This is a genomic window from Arenibacter palladensis (genome assembly GCF_900129275.1).
Lineage (GTDB): Bacteria > Bacteroidota > Bacteroidia > Flavobacteriales > Flavobacteriaceae > Arenibacter > Arenibacter palladensis.
The window spans coordinates 226,604-253,603 of sequence record NZ_FQUX01000004.1 but is presented as its reverse complement, the minus strand read 5'-3'; the positions used below and the strand labels follow the sequence as shown (position 1 = coordinate 253,603).

22 protein-coding genes are annotated in these 27,000 nt (G+C 39.4%); 6 read left to right on the top strand and 16 right to left on the bottom strand.

Annotation, left to right across the window (positions count from 1 at the left end; genetic code table 11):
- Positions 1–5: 5 nt before the first annotated feature.
- Both BUA60_RS13370 and BUA60_RS13365 read right to left on the bottom strand, forming a co-directional pair.
- Positions 6–3,356: a ThuA domain-containing protein gene (locus tag BUA60_RS13370; protein WP_072862430.1), complete on the bottom strand. Its 3,351-nt coding sequence runs from the start codon at positions 3,354–3,356 to the stop codon at positions 6–8.
- Positions 3,357–3,844: 488 nt separating this feature from the next.
- Entirely contained in the window at positions 3,845–4,702 is an 858-nt protein-coding gene (locus BUA60_RS13365) for an EboA domain-containing protein (protein ID WP_072862428.1), read from the bottom strand.
- A 177-nt stretch (positions 4,703–4,879) separates the two neighbouring features.
- Here BUA60_RS13365 and miaE point away from each other — a divergent pair, with 177 nt between their 5' ends.
- Entirely contained in the window at positions 4,880–5,461 is a 582-nt protein-coding gene (gene miaE / locus BUA60_RS13360) for a MiaE family protein (protein ID WP_072862427.1), read from the top strand.
- 53 nt (positions 5,462–5,514) lie between these two features.
- Here the strand turns inward: miaE and BUA60_RS13355 are convergent, their stop codons facing one another.
- From BUA60_RS13355 to rpsA, 9 genes are all read right to left on the bottom strand, one after another.
- On the bottom strand, positions 5,515–6,402 hold the full coding sequence (locus BUA60_RS13355) for a Ppx/GppA phosphatase family protein (protein WP_072862426.1): 888 nt from the start codon (positions 6,400–6,402) through the stop codon (positions 5,515–5,517).
- 16 nt (positions 6,403–6,418) lie between these two features.
- Complete coding sequence (ppk1, locus tag BUA60_RS13350) at positions 6,419–8,497, bottom strand: polyphosphate kinase 1 (RefSeq protein WP_072862425.1); 2,079 nt, start codon at positions 8,495–8,497, stop codon at positions 6,419–6,421.
- Between the two features lie 2 nt (positions 8,498–8,499).
- Entirely contained in the window at positions 8,500–8,982 is a 483-nt protein-coding gene (locus BUA60_RS13345) for a SixA phosphatase family protein (protein WP_072862423.1), read from the bottom strand.
- A gap of 135 nt (positions 8,983–9,117) precedes the next feature.
- Positions 9,118–9,765, bottom strand: a complete 648-nt coding sequence (pdxH, locus tag BUA60_RS13340) for a pyridoxamine 5'-phosphate oxidase (RefSeq protein ID WP_072862421.1) — start codon at positions 9,763–9,765, stop codon at positions 9,118–9,120.
- Positions 9,766–10,051: 286 nt separating this feature from the next.
- A complete protein-coding gene (locus BUA60_RS13335) occupies positions 10,052–10,957 on the bottom strand; it encodes a ribonuclease Z (RefSeq protein ID WP_072862418.1) in 906 nt (301 codons plus the stop codon).
- Positions 10,958–11,104: 147 nt separating this feature from the next.
- Positions 11,105–11,437, bottom strand: coding sequence for a ribonuclease Z (locus tag BUA60_RS13330; protein ID WP_072862416.1), 333 nt, complete (start codon positions 11,435–11,437; stop codon positions 11,105–11,107).
- A 7-nt stretch (positions 11,438–11,444) separates the two neighbouring features.
- Positions 11,445–12,371: an aspartate carbamoyltransferase catalytic subunit gene (locus BUA60_RS13325; RefSeq protein ID WP_031442959.1), complete on the bottom strand. Its 927-nt coding sequence runs from the start codon at positions 12,369–12,371 to the stop codon at positions 11,445–11,447.
- A gap of 2 nt (positions 12,372–12,373) precedes the next feature.
- Positions 12,374–12,913: a bifunctional pyr operon transcriptional regulator/uracil phosphoribosyltransferase PyrR gene (gene pyrR, locus BUA60_RS13320; protein ID WP_072862737.1), complete on the bottom strand. Its 540-nt coding sequence runs from the start codon at positions 12,911–12,913 to the stop codon at positions 12,374–12,376.
- A gap of 287 nt (positions 12,914–13,200) precedes the next feature.
- Entirely contained in the window at positions 13,201–15,042 is a 1,842-nt protein-coding gene (gene rpsA, locus BUA60_RS13315; RefSeq protein WP_072862414.1) for a 30S ribosomal protein S1, read from the bottom strand.
- 263 nt (positions 15,043–15,305) lie between these two features.
- Here rpsA and BUA60_RS13310 point away from each other — a divergent pair, with 263 nt between their 5' ends.
- A complete protein-coding gene (locus BUA60_RS13310) occupies positions 15,306–15,683 on the top strand; it encodes a LysM peptidoglycan-binding domain-containing protein (protein ID WP_031442955.1) in 378 nt (125 codons plus the stop codon).
- Between the two features lie 103 nt (positions 15,684–15,786).
- Here BUA60_RS13310 and cmk read toward each other — a convergent pair whose 3' ends face one another.
- On the bottom strand, positions 15,787–16,479 hold the full coding sequence (gene cmk, locus BUA60_RS13305) for a (d)CMP kinase (RefSeq protein WP_072862413.1): 693 nt from the start codon (positions 16,477–16,479) through the stop codon (positions 15,787–15,789).
- Between the two features lie 213 nt (positions 16,480–16,692).
- Positions 16,693–19,143, bottom strand: a complete 2,451-nt coding sequence (gene lon, locus BUA60_RS13300; RefSeq protein ID WP_072862411.1) for an endopeptidase La — start codon at positions 19,141–19,143, stop codon at positions 16,693–16,695.
- A gap of 219 nt (positions 19,144–19,362) precedes the next feature.
- Between lon and BUA60_RS13295 the strand changes: the two genes are divergently transcribed.
- From BUA60_RS13295 to BUA60_RS13280, 4 genes are read left to right on the top strand one after another with little or no spacing between them, the layout of a single operon-like run.
- On the top strand, positions 19,363–19,926 hold the full coding sequence (locus BUA60_RS13295) for an RNA polymerase sigma factor (RefSeq protein ID WP_072862410.1): 564 nt from the start codon (positions 19,363–19,365) through the stop codon (positions 19,924–19,926).
- On the top strand, positions 19,916–20,476 hold the full coding sequence (locus BUA60_RS13290; protein ID WP_072862408.1) for a hypothetical protein: 561 nt from the start codon (positions 19,916–19,918) through the stop codon (positions 20,474–20,476). Before BUA60_RS13295 ends, BUA60_RS13290 begins: the two co-directional genes overlap by 11 nt.
- Positions 20,457–21,548 (top strand): DUF4097 family beta strand repeat-containing protein, encoded by a 1,092-nt coding sequence (locus BUA60_RS13285; RefSeq protein WP_072862407.1) that lies wholly within the window; start codon positions 20,457–20,459, stop codon positions 21,546–21,548. Before BUA60_RS13290 ends, BUA60_RS13285 begins: the two co-directional genes overlap by 20 nt.
- Positions 21,549–21,567: 19 nt before the next feature.
- Positions 21,568–22,293 carry a head GIN domain-containing protein gene (locus BUA60_RS13280; RefSeq protein ID WP_072862735.1) on the top strand — a complete coding sequence of 242 codons (726 nt, stop codon included), beginning with the start codon at positions 21,568–21,570 and terminating at the stop codon, positions 22,291–22,293.
- A 22-nt stretch (positions 22,294–22,315) separates the two neighbouring features.
- Here the strand turns inward: BUA60_RS13280 and BUA60_RS13275 are convergent, their stop codons facing one another.
- From BUA60_RS13275 to BUA60_RS13265, 3 genes are all read right to left on the bottom strand, one after another.
- Entirely contained in the window at positions 22,316–23,644 is a 1,329-nt protein-coding gene (locus BUA60_RS13275; protein ID WP_072862405.1) for an MFS transporter, read from the bottom strand.
- Between the two features lie 75 nt (positions 23,645–23,719).
- Positions 23,720–24,529: a M48 family metallopeptidase gene (locus tag BUA60_RS13270; RefSeq protein WP_072862404.1), complete on the bottom strand. Its 810-nt coding sequence runs from the start codon at positions 24,527–24,529 to the stop codon at positions 23,720–23,722.
- A 39-nt stretch (positions 24,530–24,568) separates the two neighbouring features.
- The gene (locus BUA60_RS13265; RefSeq protein WP_072862402.1) at positions 24,569–26,968 is read right to left on the bottom strand and encodes a glycoside hydrolase family 31 protein; all 2,400 of its coding nucleotides are present in this window, start codon (positions 26,966–26,968) and stop codon (positions 24,569–24,571) included.
- Positions 26,969–27,000 lie beyond the last annotated feature (32 nt).

Below are 27,000 nucleotides of genomic sequence, written 5' to 3'. Positions count from 1 at the left end.
CCCGATCAATATTTCAATACCATAGCGTTAAAATTGGCTATTATTTGCTCCTTGTCTCCCGAACCTTTGAAAACAAGATATAGGGCATCAAAATCCTTGGTAGGCTTTACCGGGATAAGATAGTTCTTCTTGGCTCCTTTTTCTTTGTTAAAATATTTCAGGGAGCTTTCCCCGATCAGTGTTCCATTAGGACTATTCTCTCTAATTTCCACTTTACCCTCATACGGATAATCGGCCCCATAATACATAAACAGCTCAATATTTTTTAGCCCCTCCAAGCCAATATCGTTGAATTTTAAATAGGAATCATTTTTAATGGAGCCAACTACCTGGTCTCCTTCCACCTCCCAATTACTCAATCCCCCACTTTTTTCATCGGCTTTGGTTCCTTCATACTTTGGGAATTTAAATATAATTTGATCCCTGACCGATAGTGAAGATTCTGGTTGGTCCTTGCTGCCTTTATCCGTATAAGAAGCCATTAATACATACTTGCCTTGACTATCTTTTGCCTGATGTGCATTGAAATTAACTTCACCTAGTACATCCAATAGATTTTCATCTTTTCCTTTATCAGAATTTAAAGAAAGAATATAATCTACTATTTTATCCACTTCGGAAACCTTAAGTTGAGGATGGGCAGACATCATACCTTCTCCCCAAACCCCGGAACCACCCTTAATGATCTTATCTATCAAATAATTTTTGTCCTTAGCTGAATAGCGTGCTGCAATTTCCTCGTAAGATGGCCCATTAACCTTAATATTTACGGCATGGCATGCCTTACAGTCCGTATCGTCCATAATCAATTTGCCTTCCGGAATGGTATTCTGTTGATGACCAATGGTAGCCTTTACCATATCCTCACCTTCCGGTATATAATCAAAAGTAACTTTAACATCCTTGGGGTCTATGGTACCCTCAAGGGTACTGCCATCCTGTTTATCTGTTACGACAACCTTATAGGCCACTTTATGTCCATCCCAATAAGTTCTGTTCTTGGTATCCAATTCAATTTTTATTTCGGGAATATCGTTGCCCACCAATATCTTCTGGGTGGCTATATCCGAGTTTCCAGCGTCATCGGTCACCTTTAAACGAACCGTATAATTCCCAGGTTCATTGAACGTAAAACTCGGCTCCATAGCCGTATCCTGTACTTCATCAGAATTAAAATACCACTCATAACGCAATTTATCCTTATCAAAATCTTCAGATTCAGCACCGGAAAAATTTACAGTAAAGGGTTGGGAACCAACCATTTTATCAGAGATAATTCGGGAAACTGGCTTGCGATTTCCACTAACATAGCTAATCCTGTTTAAGCGTGCATCCATATTTTGGGAATTCCACTTTTGTCCATATTCAAGTACATATAGGTTGCCATCGGAGGCAAAAAGCATATCCATTGGGTGGGAAAACTCATCACTGGGCATAAAAGGATCCGCCTTTACATAATTGTGATCTTCATCCAATGTTACCACATAGATCCAATCCCTCATCCATTCATACAACAAAATCTTATCCTCAAAATATTCCGGAAATTTGTTGGCAGCATTGGGATAATTGGAAGCATGATAAATTGGGCCCGCCATTGGGTTTACCCCTCCAGAGCCCAACCAAGGAAATTCTTCCGAAGCACTATAGGAAAACCATATCAATGATTCCTGTGCGGGCGGAAGCTCTTTGATACCTGTATTATTGGGAGAATCATTAATTAATTTGGCAGGGTTAAATTTTTCCCCTGGAGTTTCGGTTGTAAAATCATAATCATTATAAGCCTGATTATTGCCCCGTGTATAAGGCCATCCCCAATTCCCCGCTTTTCTAGCCTGGTCAAATTCGCCCATTCCATGAGGTCCCCTATTGGGGTCGCCCTTCCCGGCATCCGGACCAACATCTCCCCAATATAAATACCCCGTTTCACTATCTACAGAAAATCTAAAGGGGTTACGACAACCCATCACATATATTTCCGGCCTAGTGTTAGGAGTACCCACCGGGAACAGATTTCCTTCGGGAATGGAATAGGTGCCGTCGTCCTCTGGTTTAATTCTCAAAATCTTCCCTCTTAGGTCATTGGCATTGGCTGCTGATTTTTGGGCATCCCATAGGGCTCTACCCTCTCTTTCATCTATTGGTGCGTAACCAGAAGATTCAAAAGGATTGGTGTTGTCGCCCAAGCCAATAAATAAATTGCCATCCGGACCAAATTCCAACGCCCCTCCACTATGGCAGCATTTACGCAATGTTGGAATAGTCAATAGGTTTTTTTCAGAAGCAAAATCCAAGGAATCACCTACCAAGGTAAATCTTGAAATGCGTTGCTCCGATATTTCACCTGGGGCAGAGTAAAATAAATAGATCCAATTATTTTTTTGATAATTGGGATCCACCGCTATACCCAACAATCCATCCTCATTGCCATAAAACAAGTTAAGCTGTGCTATTTGTTTTGTTTTTTCCTCCTTAAAATCATAGAGCTTCAAAGCCCCCCTTCGTTCCACGAACAAAATCCCCCTACCGGGCAGCTCTTCCAATTCCATTGGTTCGTTCAGATTAAAATCGAGCACCTTGCGAACGTATCTGTTTTCCTCAGGTATCCGTTCGGTTTTTGACTTACTGTAATCCAAAGCTTTATCCCCAATTGCATAATTAATACCACCCAATACATGATTTAAAAAATCAGGGTTTTCGAAGGTCGCATCGTCATGCCCCATTTCCGTATAAAAAGATCTTCCTCCGTCATATTCGTGATACCAGGATATGGGATGGTGCTCCCCATTTTCCCCTCCCTCATAACTTGTCTCGTCTATTTCTATCAACACTTTTATCGCCGGGTTGATATCCTTAAAATTATACCATTCGTCCGTCTTCATCCAATTATCAGACATAGTTTTGGTAGCCAGGTGGCTTTTATCCACTATATTCAACCTTGCCTCCTGAATTTTGGGATGATTCTTAAAATAGGCACCCACTAATTTATTGTACCAAGGCCAGCCGTATTCCGTATCGGTCGCGGCATGGATTCCCAAAAATCCCCCTCCAGCTTGAATGTACCTTTCAAAATCGGCCTGTTGTACATCGTTTAAAACATCCCCGGTAGTATTTAAAAATATAACTGCCGAATATTCCTTTAATATTTCCTCTGTAAAATAGGTTGCATCTTCGGTCGCCTCCACTATAAAACCATTTTGATCGCCCATTACCTTCATTGCTTCCACACCTTTCTCAATAGAACCATGCCTAAACCCTTCCGTTTTACTAAACACCAATAATTTGGTTTCCTTGGAGGTACAGGAGCCTAGAATACAAACTAGGATAAGTCCCATTGCCAACTTTAAAATATTATCCATAAAAATCAATTAATTAAATACTATCATTGAATAAGGTGTCGCAAATGTAGATTCAACTGTAACCTTCAAATCTGAAAAAACACCTCAACCAAAAACAAATTATACTATTATAAATACTTTTTTTGCCTAAAACGTAGAATTCTTTACAATAATGCAGCAATTTAAATCATTTGAAAAGAATTTTATATAAACCAGTAAAAAAATACGACCATGGACCAACATTACCCTATTCCAAGTTGGGCCTTTTGAAATGGAAATGAACATGTCACAGTTATCTGAATTAAAGTGAGTGCTTATGTTATGAAAAGTGGTTAGCTATTAGAAGCAGGAAAACCAAATACCAATGGCACCTGTACCCCATGTCCCTAATGATAGAGCCCTTAAAATTGTATGATGGATCAACTCATTGAAGAAATAAGCCTTCTTAAATCCCACAAAAAAAGCGGCCCAGTATCAATACTGAGCCGCTCCTAATTTTAAAAGTAACACTATTCTTTAATGTTCTGCCAAGTAATACTTCCATTTTCAATTCCTTTTATAAGGTCGGGAAATCCTGCCAACAATTCCTTGGCTTCACTTGAATTGGAGTGGTAACAACAGAGAGCGGCCGCTTTTCTCTCAGCAGTATTATCGCTGGAAAAAAGTCGCTTCATATCCTTTAAGAGTTTTTCGTTCATAAAATTACTCACTGGCCTCCAAAAACAGGGGTCTATTTCCCTTGATGCAGCCCAACGTTCGTGGGCGTAATCGGAAATAATTCTAGCAAGTTCCTTGTTTCCTCTTTTTTCCACCTGTACAATTTCATTAAGGTTTTGCTGCATAAAAGCCGCCTTAAGGTACATTTGGTTCCACTGCTGTTCATTAAAATAAAGTGCTGGGTAAGGGTTGTTCAAGGCAATTGCATCAAAAACGGTAGAGATATTGGTCCTAAGTGCCTCAACAGCCTGTACCCTATAGTTTTCGGGGTGGGGCAACAACACCAAAAATTTAAGGAAGGTTTCCAGTTCACTCTTATCCGCCACTTCAATAATATTGGCCACCTTGGCCTTAAAAAAATCTTCCTTGGCTTCCAACACCTTGTAAAGCAAGTAAATTCTACCTATTTGCTGAAGGTCTGCATGTTGAATTTCCAAATAAGCCTTTAATTCCTTATCATCCAATGCAAGTGACAAATCCTTTTCCGATCTAATTTTTGTGGGCACCAAACTATAGGTTAGATATAGATCCTTTGTGGACTCCGATTCCACAATGCCTTCAATTTTAGACAACAACCATTGCTTATTTTCATTATCCACATTATCCTCTAAAATTTTGAGAAGTTGGGCACCGATATTTTCAAATAACATATTACAATATATTTATCCCGTGTTAAACCATAAATTTTAATAAAACATATAGTAAGCCGATGAGCAATCCAAATTATTGCACCTTGCCTACAAAGAAGGCTTAAATATAAAACTATATCAGCATTAATTACCGCGGTTTATGGTATTCTTTCTATTTTTGAAATAGAAAATTGTGCTATGTTAGGTTTAAAGTTACCCACAGACCCTAGATGGGTCAACATTGTTGAAAAGAATATAGATGAAATTTTAACAGATCATGCCTATTGCGAGCAAAAGGCAGCTAGCACAGCCATTTCCTTAATTGTGAGTTTTCCCGAATACACGGAACTTACCCAAGAAATGATAGCCTTGTCCAGAGAGGAAATGGGACATTTTAAAATGGTACACGACCGTATATTGGCCCGTGGCAAAACATTGGGGAGGGACAGAAAGGACGACTATGTGATAGCATTATTGAAGTTTTTTCCAAAAGGAGGCAGCAGAACCACGCAGTTGGTGCACCGTTTATTATACGCCGCATTAATCGAAGCCCGTAGCTGTGAGCGTTTTAGATTGTTATCCGAACAATTACAGGATAAAGAGCTGGCAGATTTTTACCATAAACTCATGATCAGTGAGGCAGGTCATTACACCATGTTTTTAAACTTCGCCCGCAAGTATGGAGACCGCAAGGAGGTAGACAAGAAATGGGACGCTCTACTAACTTACGAAGCATCCATCATGAAGGATTTGGGCAATACCGAAACCGTGCACGGCTAAATTACCTTTCATCGAAAAAAGACCAATATATCCGGCTTCGGTACCAGAATTCCTTAGTCTTTGGTATAGTACAGGGTTTTAATAATCCCGTCCGACAAACCTATTTTGGGTACATGAATTTTTTTGGCTCCTATCCACTTTGCCGAAGAGACAAAAATTTGGGTTGCAGGAATAATTACGTCGGCCCTATCAGGATTTAGTCCCAATTCTGAGACCCTTTCCTCAAAAGTTAGGCTTGCCAAGAAATGATATTGAGCCCGTAACCAAATATAGGACAAGGACTCCCCTTCCTTTCGGCCCGACATTTTATGTAGTTTATTAATATTTCCCCCAGAACCAATGATCGATAGATTGGGCAGCCCCTTAACGTGTTTCTTCAGCCAAAACTCCAGATCGTTCCACTTAGTATCATCTACCATACCATTCAGTAGCCGAACGGTTCCAATCTTAAAGGATTCAGAAATTTTTATTTTCCCTTCGGAAAAGACCGTGAACTCAGTACTACCACCGCCCACATCTATATAAAGATAAGTTTCATCCTTTCTTATCAAATTCTTAAGGTCTGTAGAGGCTATAATGGAAGCCTCCCTTTCCCCGTCAATCAATTGAATATGTACTCCTGAAGCCTCTAAGATATTATCAATGACCTGCTGCCCATTATCTGCCTCCCTCATAGCCGATGTAGCACAGGCCATATATTTTTCCACACCATGCACTTCCATCAAGAGCTGAAAAGCCTTCATAGCATTCAACAAACGCTCTTCATTGCGCTTGGAAATAGTCCCATTTTTAAACACATCCTCCCCAAGCCTTATGGGCAATCGGACCAAGGCGCTTTTTCTAAATAGGGTATCTTTCCCCTCTTCTTCAATTACGTTATGGGTAAGTAAACGTATAGCGTTGGAGCCAATATCTATGGCAGCGTATTTCCTTACTTTCAAAGTTGCTGTTCTTTATTTAGGAATTCAATTTGTTAAGGTAATAATCATAGGTGGCGAATTGTGAACGCACTTTGGGATTATTGTTCTTTCTGTAGGCATTATCGTGCCGTTCAGAAAACATCCTGGCTTTTACGTTATCCCTCCAAGAAATATCGAAAGTATCCAGAAGTTCCTGTTTAACGTCAGCATCATAAATTGGCACACCAACTTCTACACGATAATCTAAATTTCTGGTCATCCAATCGGCCGAGGATATATACACTTTGGAATTACCATCGTTTCCAAAAATGAAGACCCTAGGATGCTCCAAAAATTTGTCCACAATACTAATGGCCTCTATATTCTCACTCATCCCCTTAACACCTGGCACCAAACAACAAATACCCCTGATAATAAGCTGAATTTTTACACCCGCCCTGCTGGCCTCATACAGTTTATCTACCATTTTATAGGAGGTAAAGCTGTTCATTTTTATCTTAATATAGGCTTCTTTGCCAGCTTTGGCATTTTGAATTTCCCTATCGATCAACTTCTTGAACACATTTTTGGTGTAGTGGGGAGAAACTATCAGATGTTTGTATTTATTGATCTTATAGGTAGTCTCAAAGAAATCGAAAACTTTGTTCAATTCCTTCAATACCCCATCATGTGCCGTGAACAAGGTATAATCGGTATAGATACGGGCCGTTGATTCATTGAAATTTCCTGTGCTAATAAACCCATAGCGTTTAATATGCGCTCCTTCTTCCCGTTCTACAAGACATATTTTGCTATGCACTTTTAAACCACGGACACCGAATATAAGTTTCACCCCTTCTGCCTGTAATTGTTCAGCATACTCAATATTGGCCTGCTCATCGAACCTTGCCTGCAGTTCTATCTGCACCGTAACGTGTTTTCCATTTTTTACTGCATTGATCAAGGATGCCGCCACCTGGGAGTTATCGGCCAATCTATAGACTGTAATCTTGATATTTCTCACCTTGGGATCTAGAGCAGCTTCCCTTAAAAACTTAATGATATAAGAAAAAGTCTGGTATGGGGTATACTGCAGGAAATCCTTTTCGGCAATCCGCTCAAAAAGGCTGCCTTCCAATGAAATTCCCTTTATGGGCAATGGGGATATCTTATCGTACATTAGATCATTTCTTCCCAAACTTGGAAAGCCCATATAGTCTCGCCTATTGTGATATCTACCTCCCGGAATTACACTGTCCGTATCCTCAATGTCCATTTTGTCCTTTAGGAAATCGAGCGTATCCTTACCAATACTTTTATCGTACACAAAACGTACGGGATCACTTATTTTTCGATGCTCTACACTTGATGATATTTTTTCAATAAAACTCTTGCTCAGGTCATTGTCCATATCCAGCTCGGCATCACGGGTAATTTTGATCATATGGGCCGATATGGATTCATAGTCGAACATATTAAAAATACTCCCCAGGCAATACCTGATAAGATCATCGAGAATAATGATATAATTTTTATCGCCCTCCTTGGGCAAAACCACAAAACGATCTATACCTTTAGGTATTTCTATAAGAGCATATCGCTTTTCTTTAAAGTTGGATTTGCTATCGGGCTGTTTCTTTAATATCAATTTTACCGCCAAATAGGCCGCTGTATCTTTCAGCATTGGGAAGCCGGCCAAATCGTTCAAAATTATGGTCATTAAAACCGGACTGACCTTTTCAATAAAATAATTTTTAATAAAGGCACATTGGGACTCCGTTATTTTTTTCTCATTGATCAAAAAAATATTCTGGGTTTCCAATTCCTTTTCAATATCGCTAAGTATTTTTAAGCTTTTGGTCTGCTGCTTAATAACAATTTCGGTAATTTCTTCAAGAAGATCCTTTGCTGTTTCCCCTCCCAAAACACTTTTCCCGGTTCTACCTGCTTCTACAATTCTTTTAACGGTTGCATACCTCACCTTAAAAAATTCGTCCAAATTATTGGAAAATATCCCTAAAAATCGGAGTCGCTCTATTAAAGGAACATTCTTGTCCGCACTTTCCTGTAAAACCCTCTCATTAAAACTTAACCAACTAATTTCTCTATTTATATATTGATTTTTACTCTTGATCATTCTTATAATTGTTTTGGAAAAAGTGTCTGTGCGGTAATTCCTTTTGTTACGGCACTCCAATCGTTTGTGTCAAATTTTAATTGTACCAATCCACTAGTGGGCACATTGTCAATATACATGTTTCCTAGAGAATTGGCAATATGTGTAAAGGCTTCGTTATGTCCAAAAATAACTACCGTATCCTTGTCATTGTTCAATCCCTTTATAAAACGGTATACATCCTCACCCGAAAAATCATAAAGTTCATTGGACAGTTCAAATTTTGTAAATGGAAAGTTTATGGCTCTTAAAAAAATCATTGCCGTGTGCAAAGCCCTATTGGCGGGACTGGAATAAGCTGCATCAATATGTATCAAATTTGATGAAAATTCCTTTGCCACCTTATTTACATCCTTAATACCTCTTTCCATCAATGGCCTATCCCTGTCCGAAACATTATATTCCCAAGACGATTTTCCGTGCCTTACCAATATTACCGTTTTCATACGCTTAAATCATTTTAATTCATTCCTAAAAAAGAAAACCAAAAATTGATGGCGCCAATAATTGTTCGCCACCTTTTTCCACATATTGATTCGCACAACCCCATTACCATTCATATCCAAAGTGCCGGCCAAGCGTCAAGGGGCCAACCTTTCAATTTTCCAATCGTAATTGGCCTGCAGGCTGTAACGTATCCTATCATGCAATCTGTTGGGACGTCCTTGCCAGAATTCAATGGAAACAGGCTTTACAATAAATCCGCCCCAGTATTTTGGACGAACTATCTCCTTATTTTCATATTCCTTCTCCAAATCCTTTAATTTCTTTTCCAGATATTCCCTATTCGGAACCACCTCGCTCTGTTTGGATACTATTGCACCCAGTTTGCTACCATCGGGGCGTGATTCAAAATAGCCATCAGATAAATTTTCAGCTATTTTCTCGGCCCTACCCTTAATTATGATCTGTCTTTCCATATTGGGCCAAAAAAAAGAAATGCAAACATTGGGGTTTTGGGTTATGGCCCTCCCCTTTTCACTTTCGTAATTGGTATAAAAAATAAAACCTTCAAAAGTGTACTTTTTCAGCAATACCACCCTATTCTTTGGAAACCCGTCCAAACCAATGGTGCAGACCGTCATGGCATTGGGTTCATCTACTCCATCCGACGCCTCGACCTCATAGAACCATTTTTGAAATAACTCCATAGGGTTATCAGAAATAACCTCTTCTGAAAGCGAGCTTTTTTCATAGGATTTCCTGTAATTCCCTAGGTCTTTTTGCATATGTACTCTTGGATATTATTAGCGTGAAAAGTTACTATACAAAATTGCATAAAACAAACTGAAACACGAAAAGTAAGTGTAGTTTTTTTAACCTCTAAAAACCGAAGGAAGCCCTATGTAGCATCAATCCCAAAAGTTAAGTGTGAATTTGAAAAAGTCAAGACGATCTATCACAGAATCAGTGTCCTGTTTTTTTTACATCGCCCAAAAAATAACAAGTCGATTTTAAACTTCTTTAAATCAACACACTTTACCTCCGCAACTAAATTATTGGGATTTCTCTGGACTAAAGATCAAACTCCTTACCATCGTCAGCAAGTTCCACATTTGGAAATATGGTCTTGGCCTCTTCCTTAAACAGGTCCAAAGATTGATATCTAGTTGAAAAATGCCCTAATATCAACAGCCCTACATTGGCTTCTTTGGCAATGGTAGCGGCCTCTTTGGCGGTTGCATGTTTTGTTTTCGGGGCCAATCTTTTTTCCGTCTCCAAGAATGTAGTCTCATGATATAAAACGTCCACATTACTTATCCAAGGAATAATTCTTCTGGAAAAGGCTGTATCACTACAAAACGCATAACTTTTGGGAGCTGGAGGGTCAAAGGTCAACAAGGCATTGGGAATAATCGTATTATTATCCAAAACAATGTCCTTGCCATTCTTAATATTCTGAAAATAGCACTTGTCTATTTTGTATTTGGCAACGGCTTTTACATTCAATTTTCGCTCTGCCAGTTGTTCCCTAATCAGAAAACCATTGGTATATACCCTGTGTTCCAATGGAATTGTGGTAATGGACACCTTATCATCCTCGTAAATCCTTTCGGGCTCTGTTGAAGTCAATTCATGAAAAACAAGGGGGTAATTGGTCCATGAATCCCCCAGTTTGAGAAATAGGGTAATAGCCTCCTTAATCCCTTTTGGGCCATACACATGCAATTCATTGGTCCTGCCCAACAACCTAAAAGTAGATATTAACCCCGGCAATCCAAAAAAATGGTCCCCGTGCAAATGCGATATTAAAATATGATTGATTCGGGAAAACTTTATTTTGCTTTTGCGCAATTGCACCTGTGTCCCTTCTCCACAGTCTATCAAAAACAATTGGTTCTTAATCTCTAATACTTGTGATGTAGGATTGTTTAAAGATCTTGGTGTTGCTGCATAACAACCCAATACGGTTAGTTTCATAAAAATGAAATATTGAAAGTGGAAAATGGAAGATTATTCCCTTATTATATTTAAAAGACCCTTAAGGGACAATAACAACCCAATAAAAATGTGGTTGTCACTTCAATTAACATCTTTCTTCCACTATCACTTATAAATTATATATTCTTAAAGTTCCAAGTCCCTTTCAATCTCCTCCATTTCTATAATATCCTTTGCCTCCTGAATGGTAGGCACCACACAGATACGATCTGGAACCTCGTCATAGGATACTTTTCCGGTTACCAAAACAAAAGATTTTTTGGTTTTTCGATGGGCATCGGAGAGTTCCAGAAATTCCAAAACGTCGTTGGAGGTCAGTTTTGAAAATGAAAAAAGATTTACAATAATATGATCGTTCTTAATCTTAGGATACATATCCTTAAAATTGGCAAGAAACTTGCTTAATGAGATATTTTCTTGAAGAACCGTAGTTACATTCCCTTCTTTATCCAAAATCATAGACCTATTATTTAATTTTTGACGCCAATAAATAAATCACTGCCATACGAATGGCTACCCCATTTTCTACCTGGTTCAATATAATGGATTGTTTGGAATCCGCTACATCACTGGTTATTTCCACTCCACGGTTTATGGGACCCGGGTGCATTATTACAATTTCCTTATCCAAACTGTTCAACAAGGCCTTATTTACCCCAAATTGCTGGGTGTACTCCCTTGTTGTGGGGAAGTAACTAATATCCAAACGTTCATTCTGAATACGCAGCATATTGGCTACATCACACCAATTCAGCGCCTTTCGCAAATTGGTTTCTACGGTGACACCCAAGGATTCTATGTGTTTGGGCAGCAATGTTTTGGGTCCGCAAACCTTTACATTGGCACCTTGTAATTGCAGGGCAAAAATATTTGAAAGGGCCACTCTGGAATGAAGAATATCCCCTACGATGACCACATTTTTTCCCGCTACGTCTCCCAATTTTTCCCTAATGGAATAGGAATCCAACAAGGCCTGTGTGGGATGCTCATGGGCACCATCACCGGCATTGACAATAGATGCTTTTACGTGTTTGGAAAGAAATATTCCCGCTCCAGGATTGGGATGGCGCATTACCACCATATCTACCTTCATGGAAAGGATATTATTGACCGTATCTATCAAGGTCTCCCCTTTTTTGACCGAAGATTGAGCTGCAGAAAAATTAACAACATCTGCGGACAACCTCTTTTCCGCCAACTCAAAGGAAAGTCGTGTACGGGTACTGTTCTCGAAAAATATATTGGCTATGGTGATATCGCGTAGGGAAGGAACTTTTTTGATAGATCGGTTGATCACCTCCTTAAAGTGATCTGCAGTTTCAAAAATGAGCTGAATATCCGATTCCTTCAGATACTTGATTCCCAACAAGTGTTTCACACTTAATTCGCCCATACCTATGTCTTTACTAAATATATTACATCCTCCCCATCATTTTCCTCCCACATTACCTTAACTTTTTCTCCATTTATGGCATCCACTTGCCGCCCCCTATAATTGGGCTGAATAGGCAAATGCCTACTAAAACGCCTATCGATCAATGTTAACAATTCTATTTCCAACGGTCTTCCAAAAGACTGTATAGCCGTTAAAGCTGCCCTTATACTTCTACCGGTATAAAGAACATCATCCACAAAGACTACTTTCTTATCCTCTACAAGAAAATCTATTTTGGTCTTGTTGGCTTCCAAGGTCTTATCACCTCTCCTAAAATCATCACGATAGAATGTTATGTCCAAGAATCCTAAATTAATATTTTTCACTCCATAATCCTCTTTAAGGATCTTGGCCAGGCGGGAAGCCAAAAATATTCCCCTAGGTTGTATCCCTATGAGAACAGTATTTTTAAAATCGAGATGGTTTTCTAATAATTGACAAGCCAGGCGATGCAGGATAATATTTATTTCTTTGGAAGAAAGTAATACTTTTTGACTCATAGATGATTTGGCCAATGCTTTTGAACTACAAAAGTAGGGATTTCTATTTAATATTGGCGCCATAAAGACAAAAGACCACAACTTAACAGAAATAAGTATTTTATCCGGCACACAAATCCTTGAGAACCCAGAAGTTGCATATTATATAATATTCCGAACGTAAATAACCACGGAATTAGCCCACCTTCAATTCCGTATAAACTAGGAATTAAAATTTCAATCCTTTTACAACAAAAAAAAGCCCTGACAAAAATGTCAGGGCTCCCTTATATTAATAAACTAAAAGCTTACTTCTTTTTCTTGTCGTTAGCTTCCATTTTATCTTTCAACGCTTGCAATGCTTCGTTGGCATCACCTATAGTAGGTTTAGCTTCATCAGCAGAGGCTGCAGCTTTTTTAACGGCAGCTTTTACATTACGTTGTTCCTCTTCTCTAAAGATAGCGGTGTGGCTAGCTACAACTCTTTTGAATTCCTTATTGAATTCAATGATCTTGAACTCGGCCTCTTCACCTTTTACCAATTTCTTGCCATCTTCTTTTTCCAAATGACGTGATGGTACGAAGGCTACGATATCCTCGTTAAATTCTATAGTTGCTCCTTTATCCACTATTTCAGCGATAGTTCCTTTGTGAACTGTATCCAAAGCAAATTCAGTTTCGTACTTATCCCAAGGATTTTCAGTAGTCTGCTTGTGTCCTAAACTTAACTTACGACCTTCAACATCCAATTCCAATACCTCAACTTCCAAAGTATCACCTACGGTTACAAACTCGGATGGATGCTTAATTTTCTTGGTCCAAGAAAGATCGGAGATGTAGATCAACCCGTCTATTCCTTCTTCCAATTCAACAAACACACCAAAATTGGTGAAATTACGTACAATACCTTTATGCTTAGATCCAACAGGATATTTGCTAGTGATATCAGTCCATGGATCTGGAGTTAATTGCTTAATTCCAAGAGACATTTTACGGTCTTCCCTATCCAAGGTTAATACAACAGCTTCTACCTCGTCACCAACTTTTACGAAATCCTGAGCGGAACGTAAATGTGTAGACCAAGACATTTCAGAAACGTGGATCAATCCTTCAACACCCTCTGCAACTTCGATAAATGCACCGTAGTCGGCAATAACCACTACTTTACCTTTAACCTTGTCTCCAATTTTAATGTCTTCGCTAAGAGCATCCCAAGGATGTTTCTCCAATTGCTTAAGACCTAACTGGATTCTAGATTTGTTCTCATCAAAATCAAGGATAACAACATTTAATTTCTGATCCAATTCCACCACTTCATTTGGATGGTTGATTCTGCTCCAAGATAGGTCGGTAATATGTACCAATCCATCAACACCACCAAGGTCAATAAAGACACCGTAAGAAGTAATGTTTTTAACAACACCTTCAAGAACCTGTCCTTTTTCCAATTGACCAATGATCTCTTTTTTCTGCTCTTCGATATCGGCCTCGATCAACGCCTTATGCGATACAACTACGTTTTTGAATTCATGGTTTATCTTAACCACTTTAAATTCCATAGTCTTATTTACATATTGATCGTAATCACGGATTGGCTTAACATCTATTTGTGAACCTGGTAAGAATGCTTCAATTCCAAAAACATCGACGATCATACCACCTTTAGTTCTGCATTTTACAAAACCACTAACAATCTCTTCTTTGTCATGGGCCGCATTTACACGATCCCAAGCCATAATAGTTCTTGCCTTTCTGTGTGAAAGTACCAACTGTCCACTTTTATCCTCACGGATATCGATCAACACCTCTACCTTATCTCCAACCTTAAGGTCAGGATTGTATCGGAATTCGTTCAGTGAAATAACACCTTCAGACTTGGCATTAATATCAATAATCGCCTCACGTTCTGTAAGGTACACTACTGTTCCCTGTACTACTTCTTCGTCTGCAGTATCTACAAAGTTTTCAGCGACCAAGTTTTCAAATTCCTTTAATTTGGAATCATCAACACGCTCTATTCCCTGCTCATACTTGTCCCAATCAAAATTTTCCAAAAACTCTTTTGGATCCTGCGCTTGGGTTTCTACTTTTGTTTCTTGTGTAGCTTCAGTAGTTTCTTCTACCTCAACTGATGTTTTTTCTTCAGCCATTTGCTGATTATTAATTTGTATTCCATGGAGTAACAAGAGCTAACAATTACCACGGAAGAAGTTATATTGATTTTCTTTTCGTCCCTTTTTCCTCTCGATGCTTTGCTAAAAAAGGAGTGCAAAAATACAACTAAAAAATGGTTTTACAAACCTAAAAATGAGATGAGTGCCAATTACTTGACTATTTTCTAAAAATCTATGAAAACTAGACCAAGAATCCCTATCTTGAAGCCATAAATATTAACCGTTAAAAAAATACGATTATGAGTGTAAAAGCAAAATATCAAGCTGTCCTGAACCTTGGCGAGCAGTTAAAAATAAAGGATGGGGACGTAAAGGAGGAAGCAGGTATTCTAAAGATAAAAGGGCAGGCCGCAACCCAGTACGAGAAAAATCTTTTGTGGGACAAAATAAAGGAACTGGGCGGTGAAAATCCTTCGGATATTAAAGCCAACATTACCGTTGCCGACGAAAGTGTTTATCACAGACACACCGTAAAAAGCGGGGAATCGCTTAGTAAGATTGCCAAAAAATACTATGGAGACCCAATGAAATACAAAAAAATATTTGAGGCAAATACCAATATCCTTAAAAATCCGGATGTTATTCATCCAGACCAAGTCTTGGTTATCCCCAACTAGGGGAATCACATATTAAATTCGGGCGTAGTAAGGATTAAAGCCACTAAGGCAATAACATCCCAACTACGCCCGATTTGATATTTAGAGGAACAATTAAAGAAAATTATTTTCCTTCAATTTTACGGAGTGCAAAATTATATATGCGTTCCAATTGTTCTTTTAAGCCCATGTCACTATTATCAAATTCTATGGCATCATCCGCTTTTCTCAAGGGTGAAAATTCGCGATGGGAATCAATGTAGTCCCTAGTCTGAACATTTTTCAACACTTCCTTATAGGACACCTTGTCTCCTTTGTCCAAAAGCTCCTTATATCTTCTAAACGCTCTAGTTTCTGGAGAAGCCGTCATAAAAATTTTAAATTCGGCATCGGGAAAGACAACGGTCCCTATGTCCCTACCATCCATTACAAGTCCTTTTTTCTTACCCATTTCCTGCTGCATCGCCACCAATTTTAGCCTCACCTTCTCTATAGTGGCAATCTTACTTACTTGTTGCGAAACGGGCAAGGTCCGGATTTCCTTCTCCACATTCTCCCCGTTCAAATACATCTCAGAAAACCCAAGGGATTTATTATAGACAAATGTAAGTTCCACACTGGGAAGGGCATGGACCAAGCCATCCAGATCATCCTTTTCACCCCCAATAAAACCCTCGCGCATAGCAAAAAGTGTTACCGCCCTGTACATGGCCCCGGTATCTACGTATACATAATCCAATGCCTTTGCCAACTGCTTGGCTATAGTACTTTTTCCTGTAGATGAATATCCATCAATAGCAATAGTTATCTTTCCCATGGGTCTAAAAATAGTAAGAATTGCTCAATTGGAGCATATAGACAAGCCTTAATATTACCATTTTGACAAGGGAATCCTTTCAAATTCCAATTCCTAGGCATCAGTTAGATTCTTCTAAAACTTTTATCAAATGGTCACAGCTTCCCTAAAAAACAAAAGTACCTACTAATTTCCTAGTAGGTACTTTCTAAAAATTCATTAAAATCAATCTCTCTACAATTGCTTTGGATTTTTAACGGACTCATCCGTGACGGCAATATCTATAACCTCCTGCATGTCGTTGACATAGTGAAAAGTAAGCCCCTTTAAATAGTCCTCCTTAATTTCCAGAATATCCTTCCTATTATCCTCGCAAAGAATGATCTCCTTGATTTTTGCTCGCTTTGCAGCCAAAATCTTTTCCTTTATCCCACCAACAGGCAACACTTTTCCCCTTAGGGTAATTTCTCCTGTCATTGCCAGGCTCTTCTTTATTTTTTTCTGGGTGAACAGGGATACCAAAGAGGTTAACATGGTGATCCCTGCACTAGGACCGTCCTTAGGAGTAGCCCCTTCCGGAACATGGATATGAACATTGTATTTATCGAATACTTCTGGATCTAATCCATACCTATCCGAATTGGATTTTATATACTCCATGGCTATGGTGGCAGACTCCTTCATCACCGTGCCCAAGTTACCCGTAATGGTCAGGTTCCCCTTACCTCTGGACAGGATGGACTCTATAAATAAAATATCCCCACCAACACTGGTCCAGGCCAAGCCTGTGACCACACCGGCCACTTCGTTGTTCTCGTACTTATCCCTTTCCATACGTGCAGGCCCCAAAACCTTTTCAATATCTTCAAAGGAAACCTTTTGGTTATACTCCTCATCCATTGCTATTGATTTGGCAGCATGCCGCACCATCTTGGCAATTTGTTTCTCCAAAGACCTAACCCCAGATTCCCTGGTATAACCCTCGACAATCTTTTCCAATTGAGGCTTGCCAATTTTCAAATGTTTTACGGTAAGACCATGCTCCTTTAACTGCTTAGGCAATAAATGCCTCCTTGCAATCTCCACTTTTTCCTCTATGGTATAGCCTGTTACGTGTATAATTTCCATCCTATCCCTAAGGGCAGGCTGTATTTCCGACAAACTATTGGCCGTAGCAATGAACATTACTTTGGATAGGTCGTAGCCCATTTCCAAAAAGTTATCATGAAACTCATTGTTCTGTTCCGGATCCAAAACCTCTAACATTGCCGAGGAAGGATCGCCTTGATGACTATTGGATAGTTTGTCTATTTCATCCAAAATAAAAACAGGGTTGGATTTACCGGCCTTTTTTAGACTTTGAATAATTCTACCGGGCATGGCCCCTATATAGGTTTTACGGTGCCCGCGAATCTCGGCTTCGTCCCTTAGGCCACCAAGTGAAATTCGCACATACTCCCTTCCCAAAGCCTCTGCTACAGATTTTCCCAAGGAGGTTTTACCAACACCAGGAGGTCCAAATAAGCATAGGATGGGCGATTTCATATCATTCCGCAATTTTAACACCGCCAAATATTCGATTATCCTTCTTTTAACATCTTCCAGACCATAATGGTCCCTATCCAATATCTTTTGGGCCCTTTTTAGATCGAACTTATCCTTGGAAAATTCGTTCCAAGGCAACTCCAAGAACAGATCCAAATAGTTACGTTGAATGGAATACTCGGCCACCTGAGGATTCATCCGCTGCATTTTGGCCAATTCCTTTTCAAAATGTTCGGCAACGGTTTTGTTCCACTTCTTCTTTTTGGCCTTTGTCCGCATCTCGTCCACTTCCTCTTCATAAGAAAGTCCACCCAATTCCTCTTGGATGGTTTTCATTTGCTGATGAAGATAGTACTCCCGTTGCTGCTGATCCATATCACTTCGCACCTTGGACTGAATATCATTTTTCAGTTCCAGCTTCTGAAGCTCAATGTTCATATATTTAAGGGTAGCCAGTGCACGATCCTGCAAACTGCCTATTTCCAACAATTCCTGCTTGTCCTTTACGCTCAAGTTAAGGTTGGAGGAGACAAAATTTATCAAAAATGAATCGCTCTGAATATTCTTTATAGCAAAGGAAGCCTCACTGGGGATATTTGGATTATCCCTTATAATCTGCAAAGACAGCTCTTTAATCGAATCTATAATCGCCCTAAATTCCTTGTCGTCACGTGTTGGTCTAACTTCGGTAGTTTCCCTAACGGTAGCCGTGATGTACGGCTTTTCGGTAAGCACTTCGGCCACCTCAAACCTCTTTTTACCCTGAATGATTACGGTTGTGTTTCCATCGGGCATTTGCAACACCCTTAATATTCTCGCCACCGTTCCCAATGTATTGATATCCTTTACGCCGGGATTTTCTGTTTCCTCATCTTTCTGGGCTACTACACCAATTACCTTTGATCCGTTATTGGCATCCTTTATCAATTTAATGGATTTATCCCTTCCTGCAGTGATTGGAATTACTACACCAGGAAACAAAACAGTATTGCGCAAGGGTAATATAGGCAAGGTTTCGGGCAACTTTTCATTGTTGATCTCCTCCTCATCCTCAGGCGTCATTAAAGGTATTAATTCCGCATCCTCATCGATCCCGTGCAATGACATTGTGTCAAATTGTATGTTTTTTGTTTTAGCCATATTCTATTTTCGGTCATTCTGTCATTCATAGACAGAGAAACAATTTATATTTAATCCTTTGTACACCTCCTTTCCCTATAATAATCAGGAGATTGGGGATTCTAACATTTCCTTTTCATTTCTATTTGGGCAATTCTTATGCCAACTAAGAAAATCTTTTTATAAATAAACTGTAACATTCCATAAATTACCTCATCTATTAAGCAAACCATTACCTTTTTGAGCCTAGAAAAGAAACATATTGATGAGTTGATACCATTGTGCTTAAACGGCGACCGGAACGCGCAACTAGAAATTTACAATCGCTATTATAAAGGAATGTACAATGTTTCCTATAGGATCGTAAAAGACAGCGCCATTGCAGAAGATGTAATGCAGGAATCCCTACTAAGTGCACTGACCAAACTGGACCAATTTAAGGGTGAAGTTTCCTTTGGGGCCTGGCTAAAGCGAATTGTGGTAAACAATAGTATTCATCAGTATAAAAAGAGAATGAAACGCCAGGAAGTCGATCTTGGAAATGTAATGTACAAGGTCGAAGACAATGATGGATATGTCCCAGATAATGGAATGATTGAACTAAAGGCTCAAAAAGTGATTGAAACCATGAAGCTGTTAAAAGACAATTACAGAATTTCTTTGACCTTACATTTGATTGAAGGATACGATTACGAAGAAATATGCGAAATAATGAAATTGAGTTATGCCAATTGCAGGACATTGATATCCAGGGCAAAAGATAGCCTAAGACAAAAATTAAATACCGAATACCATGGAAGTTGATCATATAGAAAAACTGTTTAAGGAATTAAAGGGCTCCTTTGATACGGCGGAGCCGGCAGATGGACACAGATTAAGGTTCCTGGCAAAACTGGAAGCCACTTCGAAGGCGTCAACAAAAACCAAAAAGAATCTTTTTGGTTGGAAGCCACTATCCATAGCTGCTGCCGTGATAATATTGTGTAGCATAGGATTCAATTTCCTTTACACATCCCCAAGCGTACAGCAACAGGTTTCCAAAATTTCCCCGGAAATCAGCAATACCGAAAACTACTTTGCCAGTGTTATAGAGGACCAGGTAAAAAAAATGCAAAAAGAAAGTACACCCGAAACTCAAAAATTAATTGCCGATACCATGACCCAACTTAGAAACTTGGACAATGATTACAAAAAGATGGAGCAGGATCTATTGGATGGAGGCAATAGCAAATTAATATTAAGTGCCATGATCACCAATTTTCAGACCAGAATAGATCTATTAAATGAAGTACTGGAACAAATTGAAGAAATTAAAAATTTTAAAAACTACGAAAATGAAAATATTACGGCTTAGATACATAATCGCCCTGTTATGGCTTGTACCTATTAGTTCCTTTGCCATCAATGATATGCCTAGAGGCAAGTATACAAAGGAGAAAACCATTAAAAAAGAGTACAAAGTAAATTTGGACGCCTTATTGAAAATCGACAATAGCTATGGAAATTTAAATATCACCTCCTGGAACCAAGACCGAGTAACCATAGAGGTCCATATCAAAACCACTGGGGACAACGAAGATAAGGTACAGCGCAAGCTGGATGAAATCAACGTAGATTTTGAGGGCAGCAGTACTATGGTCTCTGCCACCACCATCTTTAACAAGAGTAAAAATAGTTGGGGATGGAATTGGGGCAGTAGCAACAATGTAAATATGCAGGTAAACTACACGGTAAAGATCCCAATAAAGAACAGCGTAAATCTGAGCAACGACTACGGTAGCATAATTTTGGACAGGATAGACGGCCATGCCAAAATAAATTGCGACTATGGCCGATTGGAAATTGGGGAACTACATGGGAGAAGCAACCAATTATCCTTCGATTACACTTCCAAATCTACCATAGGCTATATCAACAGCGGTAAAATTAATGCCGATTATTCAGGCTTTACCATTGAAAAGGCGGGAAACCTGGATATCGTTGCCGACTACACCAATGCCACGGTCCAATCTATGGAAGACCTTTCCTATGTATGCGATTATGGTAAATTGGAAATAAAGGAAGCGCGAAATGTTCAAGGCAACGGTGATTATATAAATGTAAGCTTGGGAACCATTCACGGTAACGTGGATATAAAATCCAGTTACGGGTCCGTGAGAATTGACGAGATGGCACCAGATGCTAAAAACCTTCGGATAAATACGGATTACACGGGCATAAAAATAGGGTACTCCCCGGCGTATCATTTCAATTTTGAAATTGACAGCAAATATGCAGGAGTAAGTGGAAAGGATGAATTCGAAATAAACATTAGCAATGAAAGATCTACCCAAAAATATTTTAAGGGCTATTACGGAAGTCAAAATAGTGGTAATCTAATGACCATTACCAGTGAATATGGAGGGATTTCATTTTATAAAAAATAACGTTAAACAGGTAAAAAAGATGAAACATTTAACACTCGGCCTATTAAGTCTATTTGTTATTGGCTGCATTAGTGCCCAAAGAAACGAGAAAATAAGTGGTAACGGCAAACAGGTTACCCTAGAGAGAACAACAAAGGACTACGATCAAATTGCCATTTCAGGTTTCTTCAATATTGAGTTGGTCGATGGTAAGGAAGGCATGCTTACTTTGGTGGGAGAACAAAATATATTGGACCATATTATAACCGAAGTAACTGGCCATAAATTAACGATAAAAGTAAAAAACGGATATAACCTAAATCCATCTTCCTGGAAAAAAGGGGTTTACATAACCATTCCTGTAGAAAGCATTACGGCCTTGAGCTTGTCCGGCTCCGGGGAAATTGTTGGCAAAAAGACATTAAAAGCCAATCATTTTGAAACCGCTATGTCCGGCTCTGGGGATATTACCCTGGCACTGGATGTAAATTCCATAAATACCAGTATGTCCGGTTCCGGGGATATGGCCCTAAGTGGAAAAACAACAGATTTTATAGCGTCCATCTCGGGATCGGGCAATATCAATGCTTATGACCTTATTGCCGAAAATGTAGATGCCACAGTTTCCGGTTCTGCAAATGTAAAGGTAACCGCCAATAAAGAAATAAGCGCAAAAGTGTCTGGTTCGGGCGACATAGATTATCGGGGCAATCCTGAAAAAATTAGCACTAAGGTTTCAGGATCCGGAGACATTACCCAGCATTAAGCGGAAATATTACCTTAAGACCTTATATTTTCCGTGTCTTATTAACCCTGGTCAATAGAAATGCGCCTGCCATAAAAAACAATCCAAGCAAAATAATGGCAAATCGCATACTACCAAAATATTGGGCAGCAAAACCATATAAGAAAGTGCCAATAACGATTCCTATCTTTTCCGCTACATCATAAAAACTAAAGAAAGATGCAGTATCTGTGGTTTCCGGCAAAAATTTGGAATAAGTGGACCTGGAAAGTGCCTGAATCCCTCCCATAACGACACCTACACACCCCGCAGCTATGTAAAAATCCAAAGGTGTAATCAAAAAATAGGCATAAATGCAAATCAACACCCATAGTATATTCACCACAATAAGTGTCGCAATATTGCCGAAGGATTTGGATGCTTTGGCTGTAAGCGTTGCTCCCGCAATGGCCACTAGCTGGATCAGAAGGATACTAATGATCAATCCTGTTGTCCTTTCGGAGTCTGAAGTCCATTGAATTTCTTCTTCCCCAAAATAAGTGGCTATCAGCATCACGGTCTGTACAGCCATACTATAGATAAAAAAGGCGGCCAAATATCGTTTCAATTTTATTTGCCCTCCCATTTGATGCCACACATTTTTTAGTTCCCTAAAACCATTAAGGATTACATGTTGCCTTACCCCTTCCCTTTTAAACCCTTTGGGCAGAAAATAAAAGCTATACTGTGAAAACCCTATCCACCAAAGGCCTACCGTTAGAAAGGAATACCTCATAGCCTTGATTTCCGCTATTCCACCAGCGTCTGTTTCGATTCCAAAGAGATTGGGCTTCATGACCATTGCCAAATTAAATAGCAGCAAAATAACACTTCCAATATAACCTAGTGAAAAACCCTTTGCACTAATCCTATCCTGTTGCCCCGGGAAAGCTATATCAGGAAGGTAGGAGTTACTAAAGGCAAAACTTACCCAAAATCCCACCAATCCAAAAAAATAACAAATCAGGCTAAAATAAATATGCTCCAAGGAAAACCAATACAATCCTATGCAGGACAAGGCTCCCAGGTAACAAAACAATTTCATAAAAAGCCTTTTGTTCCCCAAATAGTCTGCAATACCGGATAAAATTGGCGTTATAAGCGCTATGAACAAAAATGCGGCCGAGGTAACATAGCTTATAAGGGGTGCCCTAGCAATTTCTCCACCAAATACCAACACCTTCTCTATTCCGGCCACTCTAAACAGGGCTCCATAAAAAATAGGAAATATGGCGGAAGAAATTACAAGGCTATAAACAGAATTGGCCCAATCATAAAATGCCCAAGCGTTCAATAATTTTTTACTGCCTTTAATGGGAAGGATTCGACTCATATATAAAAAAAGCTGCTCCTATAAGAGCAGCTTCCCAATTGAAATTAGTACTAATTATTTTTATTTCAACTATCACTATTGAAAAGAGGTAACGCCAAATTTAGCGGCTTCTTTTTTGGCCAAAGGTGCCCATTCCGTAAGGTTGGCTATACGGGTTTCGTTGGAAGGGTGGGTACTTAGAAATTCTGGCGGTGCACTACCTCCACTATTGGCCTGCATTCTCTTCCACAATTCTGCTGCTTCATCTGGATTATAGCCTGCAATGGCCATAATTTGCAAACCTATTCTATCGGCTTCCGTTTCATGGCTTCTGCTAAAAGGAAGCATTACCCCAACTTGGGAACCTATTCCATACGCTTGATTGAATATATTCCTTTTTTGTTCATCCTGTATCACTACATTACCGGCCACTGCACCCAATTGCTGTAAAGTACCGGCACTCATCCTTTGTGCTCCATGGTCTGCCAAAGCGTGGGCCACCTCATGACCCATTACTACCGCCACTCCGGTCTCTCCTTGACATATTGGAAGTATTCCGGTATAAAAGACAATTTTACCTCCAGGCATACACCAGGCATTCACCGTCTCATCGTTCACCAGATTATATTCCCACTTGTAATCCTTAAGGTATCCCGCATAACCATTGGCAGTTAGCCAACGTTCGGCAGCCGCTGCAATACGCTGACCGGTTTTGGTTATCATTCTTGCATCGTCCGTTCCGGTAATTACCTTGTTTTCTTCAAGAAATTGGTCGTATTGAGCAAAAGCTGTTGGAAAAAGTTGACTATTAGGGTAAAAGTTCAAAACCTTTTGCCCTGTAAAGGGATTGGTTTTACAGGCCATAACGCCTAAAAAGACCATTATTATTAAAACTATTTTTTTCATCTTAAGATTAGATATTTATTCCCCGAAAATTACAAAAAATTACGCACCAATAATGTGCAATAAAGTAAAATCCTTGCTGATATGAATATTATTGTTACCGTTTAACTTAACATCTTTCAAATCCACAAACTCATTATCCACTTGAATTTTCTTTATTTTAAAGGGTAGCCCATGAAGATTCATTTTAAAGGTTTCATAGGAAGTTATAAAACTTCCATCCTTAAACTGTTGGATAAGGAGTTCATTAGGCTTTCCTTTTAAATTAAAGTTTCTTAGGCTATATCTGCCTTTTTTATAGTCGTAGCCATCCTGTCCATCCTCATAGACGGTTGACGTTTCTACTCCATTTTTATAGTAAACATCCAAAACCAATTCCTTAATGTCCAGTTCACCTACGTATTGTTGCACAGGGTATTTTGGAATCATGGCACCTTCCTTAATAAAGATTGGAATTTTATCCAAACCGGCTACCACCCATTTCTCCATACCACCAACTACGGCCTCATTCGTCCAATAATTATACCATATGCCCCTTGGCAGGTACATCCTACGCCCTTGGGCATTCGGTTCCTGTACTGGACAAACTAGAATTTGCTCCCCAAAAATAAATTCATCGGTCCTAAAATGAGTTTGATGATCTTCTTGATCAAAATGTACCAATGGCTTCAACATGGGCACCCCTTCTTTGGAATACCTATAGAACATGGTATACAAATAAGGCAAAAGCTGATAGCGCAATTCAATAAATTTGCGCACAATGTTGGTTACCTCATCATCAAAGGACCATGGTTCCTGATCACCGTGATCGCCACTGGAATGCACCCTACAGAACGGATGAAAAACCCCCAATTGAATCCATCTTGCAAATAGCTCGCCATTGGGTTGTTCCGCAAAGCCCCCAATATCCGAACCTACAAACGAATATCCGCTCATACACATACGTTGCGCCTGTACGTTCGCAATCCATAAATGTTCCCACGTAGCCACATTATCGCCGGTCCATGTAGAAGAAAATCTTTGGGTTCCTGCAAATGCCGCTCTGGTAATTACAAAGGGCCTCTTTGGATACACGTACTTTTTAATGCCCTCATAGGTAGCACGAACCATCTGCATTCCATATACATTGTGTGCCTTTCTATGGGAGCATGGATGTCCATCAAAATCATGACGGGTATCCAAAGGTGCCGTTTTGGTGGGGACCTCCATAACCGCAGGTTCGTTCATATCGTTCCAAACCGCATGAACGCCAATTTCCGACATCATTTCCTTATAAAGTTCGGCCCACCACTCCCTTACCTTGGGATTGGTAAAATCCGGAAAATTGCACTCTCCGGGCCATACCTTGCCTTTCATAAACGCACCATCGGCCCGTTTGCAGAAATAATCGTTTTCAATAGCCTCTTGATATACCCAATAATCCTTATCGATCTTTATCCCCGGATCTATCATTACTACCGTCTTGAACCCTTTCTCCTCCAGATCAGAAATCATCTTTTTAGGATTTGGAAAACGCGATTTGTCCCAAGTGAAACACCTAAATCCGTCCATATAATCGATGTCCAAATAAATGGCATCACATGGAATCCTCATTTTCCTAAAATTCTTGGCTATGGCCCTAACATTGCTCTCCGGATAGTAGCTCCATTTGGATTGATGATAACCCATAGCCCACATTGGGGGCAACTCTGGCGTCCCGGTTAAATTGGTATAAGCTTTGACCACTTGGCTCATTTGGGGACCGTAGATAAAATAATAATTCATCTCTCCCCCATCTGCCCAAAAGCTGGTTACATTTCTCCGCTCATGCGCGAAATCGAAGTTCGTTTTAAAGGTATTGTCAAAGAAAATTCCGTAGGACTTATTATTGTGCAAGCCTATAAAAAATGGAATTGCCTTATATAAAGGATCTTGATCCTTTCCGTATGCGTATTGATCCGTTACCCAATTACTTACACGTTTCCCTTTTAGGTTGGAATGTGTAGCCTTATCTCCCAAACCGTAGAAACTCTCCGCGTTTTGGGTAATCTTGCTCATCTTTACAGAATTACCTCCAAACTCATAATTCTCTTCCCAATGAAAACCAAGTTCATCCTCATTAATTATATTGCCGTCAAGATCTGAAATCTGGGTCCTCAAAGTCTTTTTATCTATGAGCACTTTTAGTTTGGCCGTATACACCAAATACTCTGTAGTAGTCTCCTCTACCTTAAGGTGATTAAACCCAACACTAACATTTTCACTGATAGAGTATGAAAAATCGGGCTCAAAAATATTTTCGGTGGCGTACCTAAATCTTAATATACTGTCCCGTAAAATTGTCATCTCCAAAATGACCCCGTTCGAGGTGGTGAAATACAATTTATCCGTATCCCTATGAAATTCAACAATTGTACTGGGGTATAAATTGCCTTTGTATTCAAGTTCAGTATTAGTGATCATGGGCGGTTAATTTTTCGAATACAAAAAAAATA

Excerpts from the sequence above, each read along its gene's own strand:
- miaE (WP_072862427.1), top strand. The coding sequence starts at position 4,880 with ATGTTAGGTTTAAAGTTACCCACAGACCCTAGATGGGTCAACATTGTT.
- rpsA (WP_072862414.1), bottom strand. The coding sequence starts at position 15,042 with ATGGCTGAAGAAAAAACATCAGTTGAGGTAGAAGAAACTACTGAAGCT.
- BUA60_RS13270 (WP_072862404.1), bottom strand. The coding sequence starts at position 24,529 with ATGAAAAAAATAGTTTTAATAATAATGGTCTTTTTAGGCGTTATGGCC.
- BUA60_RS13265 (WP_072862402.1), bottom strand. The coding sequence starts at position 26,968 with ATGATCACTAATACTGAACTTGAATACAAAGGCAATTTATACCCCAGT.
- BUA60_RS13365 (WP_072862428.1), bottom strand. The coding sequence starts at position 4,702 with ATGTTATTTGAAAATATCGGTGCCCAACTTCTCAAAATTTTAGAGGAT.
- BUA60_RS13330 (WP_072862416.1), bottom strand. The coding sequence starts at position 11,437 with ATGATTTTGGATAAAGAAGGGAATGTAACTACGGTTCTTCAAGAAAAT.
- BUA60_RS13310 (WP_031442955.1), top strand. The coding sequence starts at position 15,306 with ATGAGTGTAAAAGCAAAATATCAAGCTGTCCTGAACCTTGGCGAGCAG.
- BUA60_RS13275 (WP_072862405.1), bottom strand. The coding sequence starts at position 23,644 with ATGAGTCGAATCCTTCCCATTAAAGGCAGTAAAAAATTATTGAACGCT.
- BUA60_RS13290 (WP_072862408.1), top strand. The coding sequence starts at position 19,916 with ATGGAAGTTGATCATATAGAAAAACTGTTTAAGGAATTAAAGGGCTCC.
- ppk1 (WP_072862425.1), bottom strand. The coding sequence starts at position 8,497 with ATGATCAAGAGTAAAAATCAATATATAAATAGAGAAATTAGTTGGTTA.
- pdxH (WP_072862421.1), bottom strand. The coding sequence starts at position 9,765 with ATGCAAAAAGACCTAGGGAATTACAGGAAATCCTATGAAAAAAGCTCG.
- BUA60_RS13280 (WP_072862735.1), top strand. The coding sequence starts at position 21,568 with ATGAAACATTTAACACTCGGCCTATTAAGTCTATTTGTTATTGGCTGC.
- BUA60_RS13335 (WP_072862418.1), bottom strand. The coding sequence starts at position 10,957 with ATGAAACTAACCGTATTGGGTTGTTATGCAGCAACACCAAGATCTTTA.
- BUA60_RS13345 (WP_072862423.1), bottom strand. The coding sequence starts at position 8,982 with ATGAAAACGGTAATATTGGTAAGGCACGGAAAATCGTCTTGGGAATAT.
- pyrR (WP_072862737.1), bottom strand. The coding sequence starts at position 12,913 with ATGAGTCAAAAAGTATTACTTTCTTCCAAAGAAATAAATATTATCCTG.
- cmk (WP_072862413.1), bottom strand. The coding sequence starts at position 16,479 with ATGGGAAAGATAACTATTGCTATTGATGGATATTCATCTACAGGAAAA.
- BUA60_RS13325 (WP_031442959.1), bottom strand. The coding sequence starts at position 12,371 with ATGGGCGAATTAAGTGTGAAACACTTGTTGGGAATCAAGTATCTGAAG.
- lon (WP_072862411.1), bottom strand. The coding sequence starts at position 19,143 with ATGGCTAAAACAAAAAACATACAATTTGACACAATGTCATTGCACGGG.
- BUA60_RS13370 (WP_072862430.1), bottom strand. The coding sequence starts at position 3,356 with ATGGATAATATTTTAAAGTTGGCAATGGGACTTATCCTAGTTTGTATT.
- BUA60_RS13285 (WP_072862407.1), top strand. The coding sequence starts at position 20,457 with ATGAAAATATTACGGCTTAGATACATAATCGCCCTGTTATGGCTTGTA.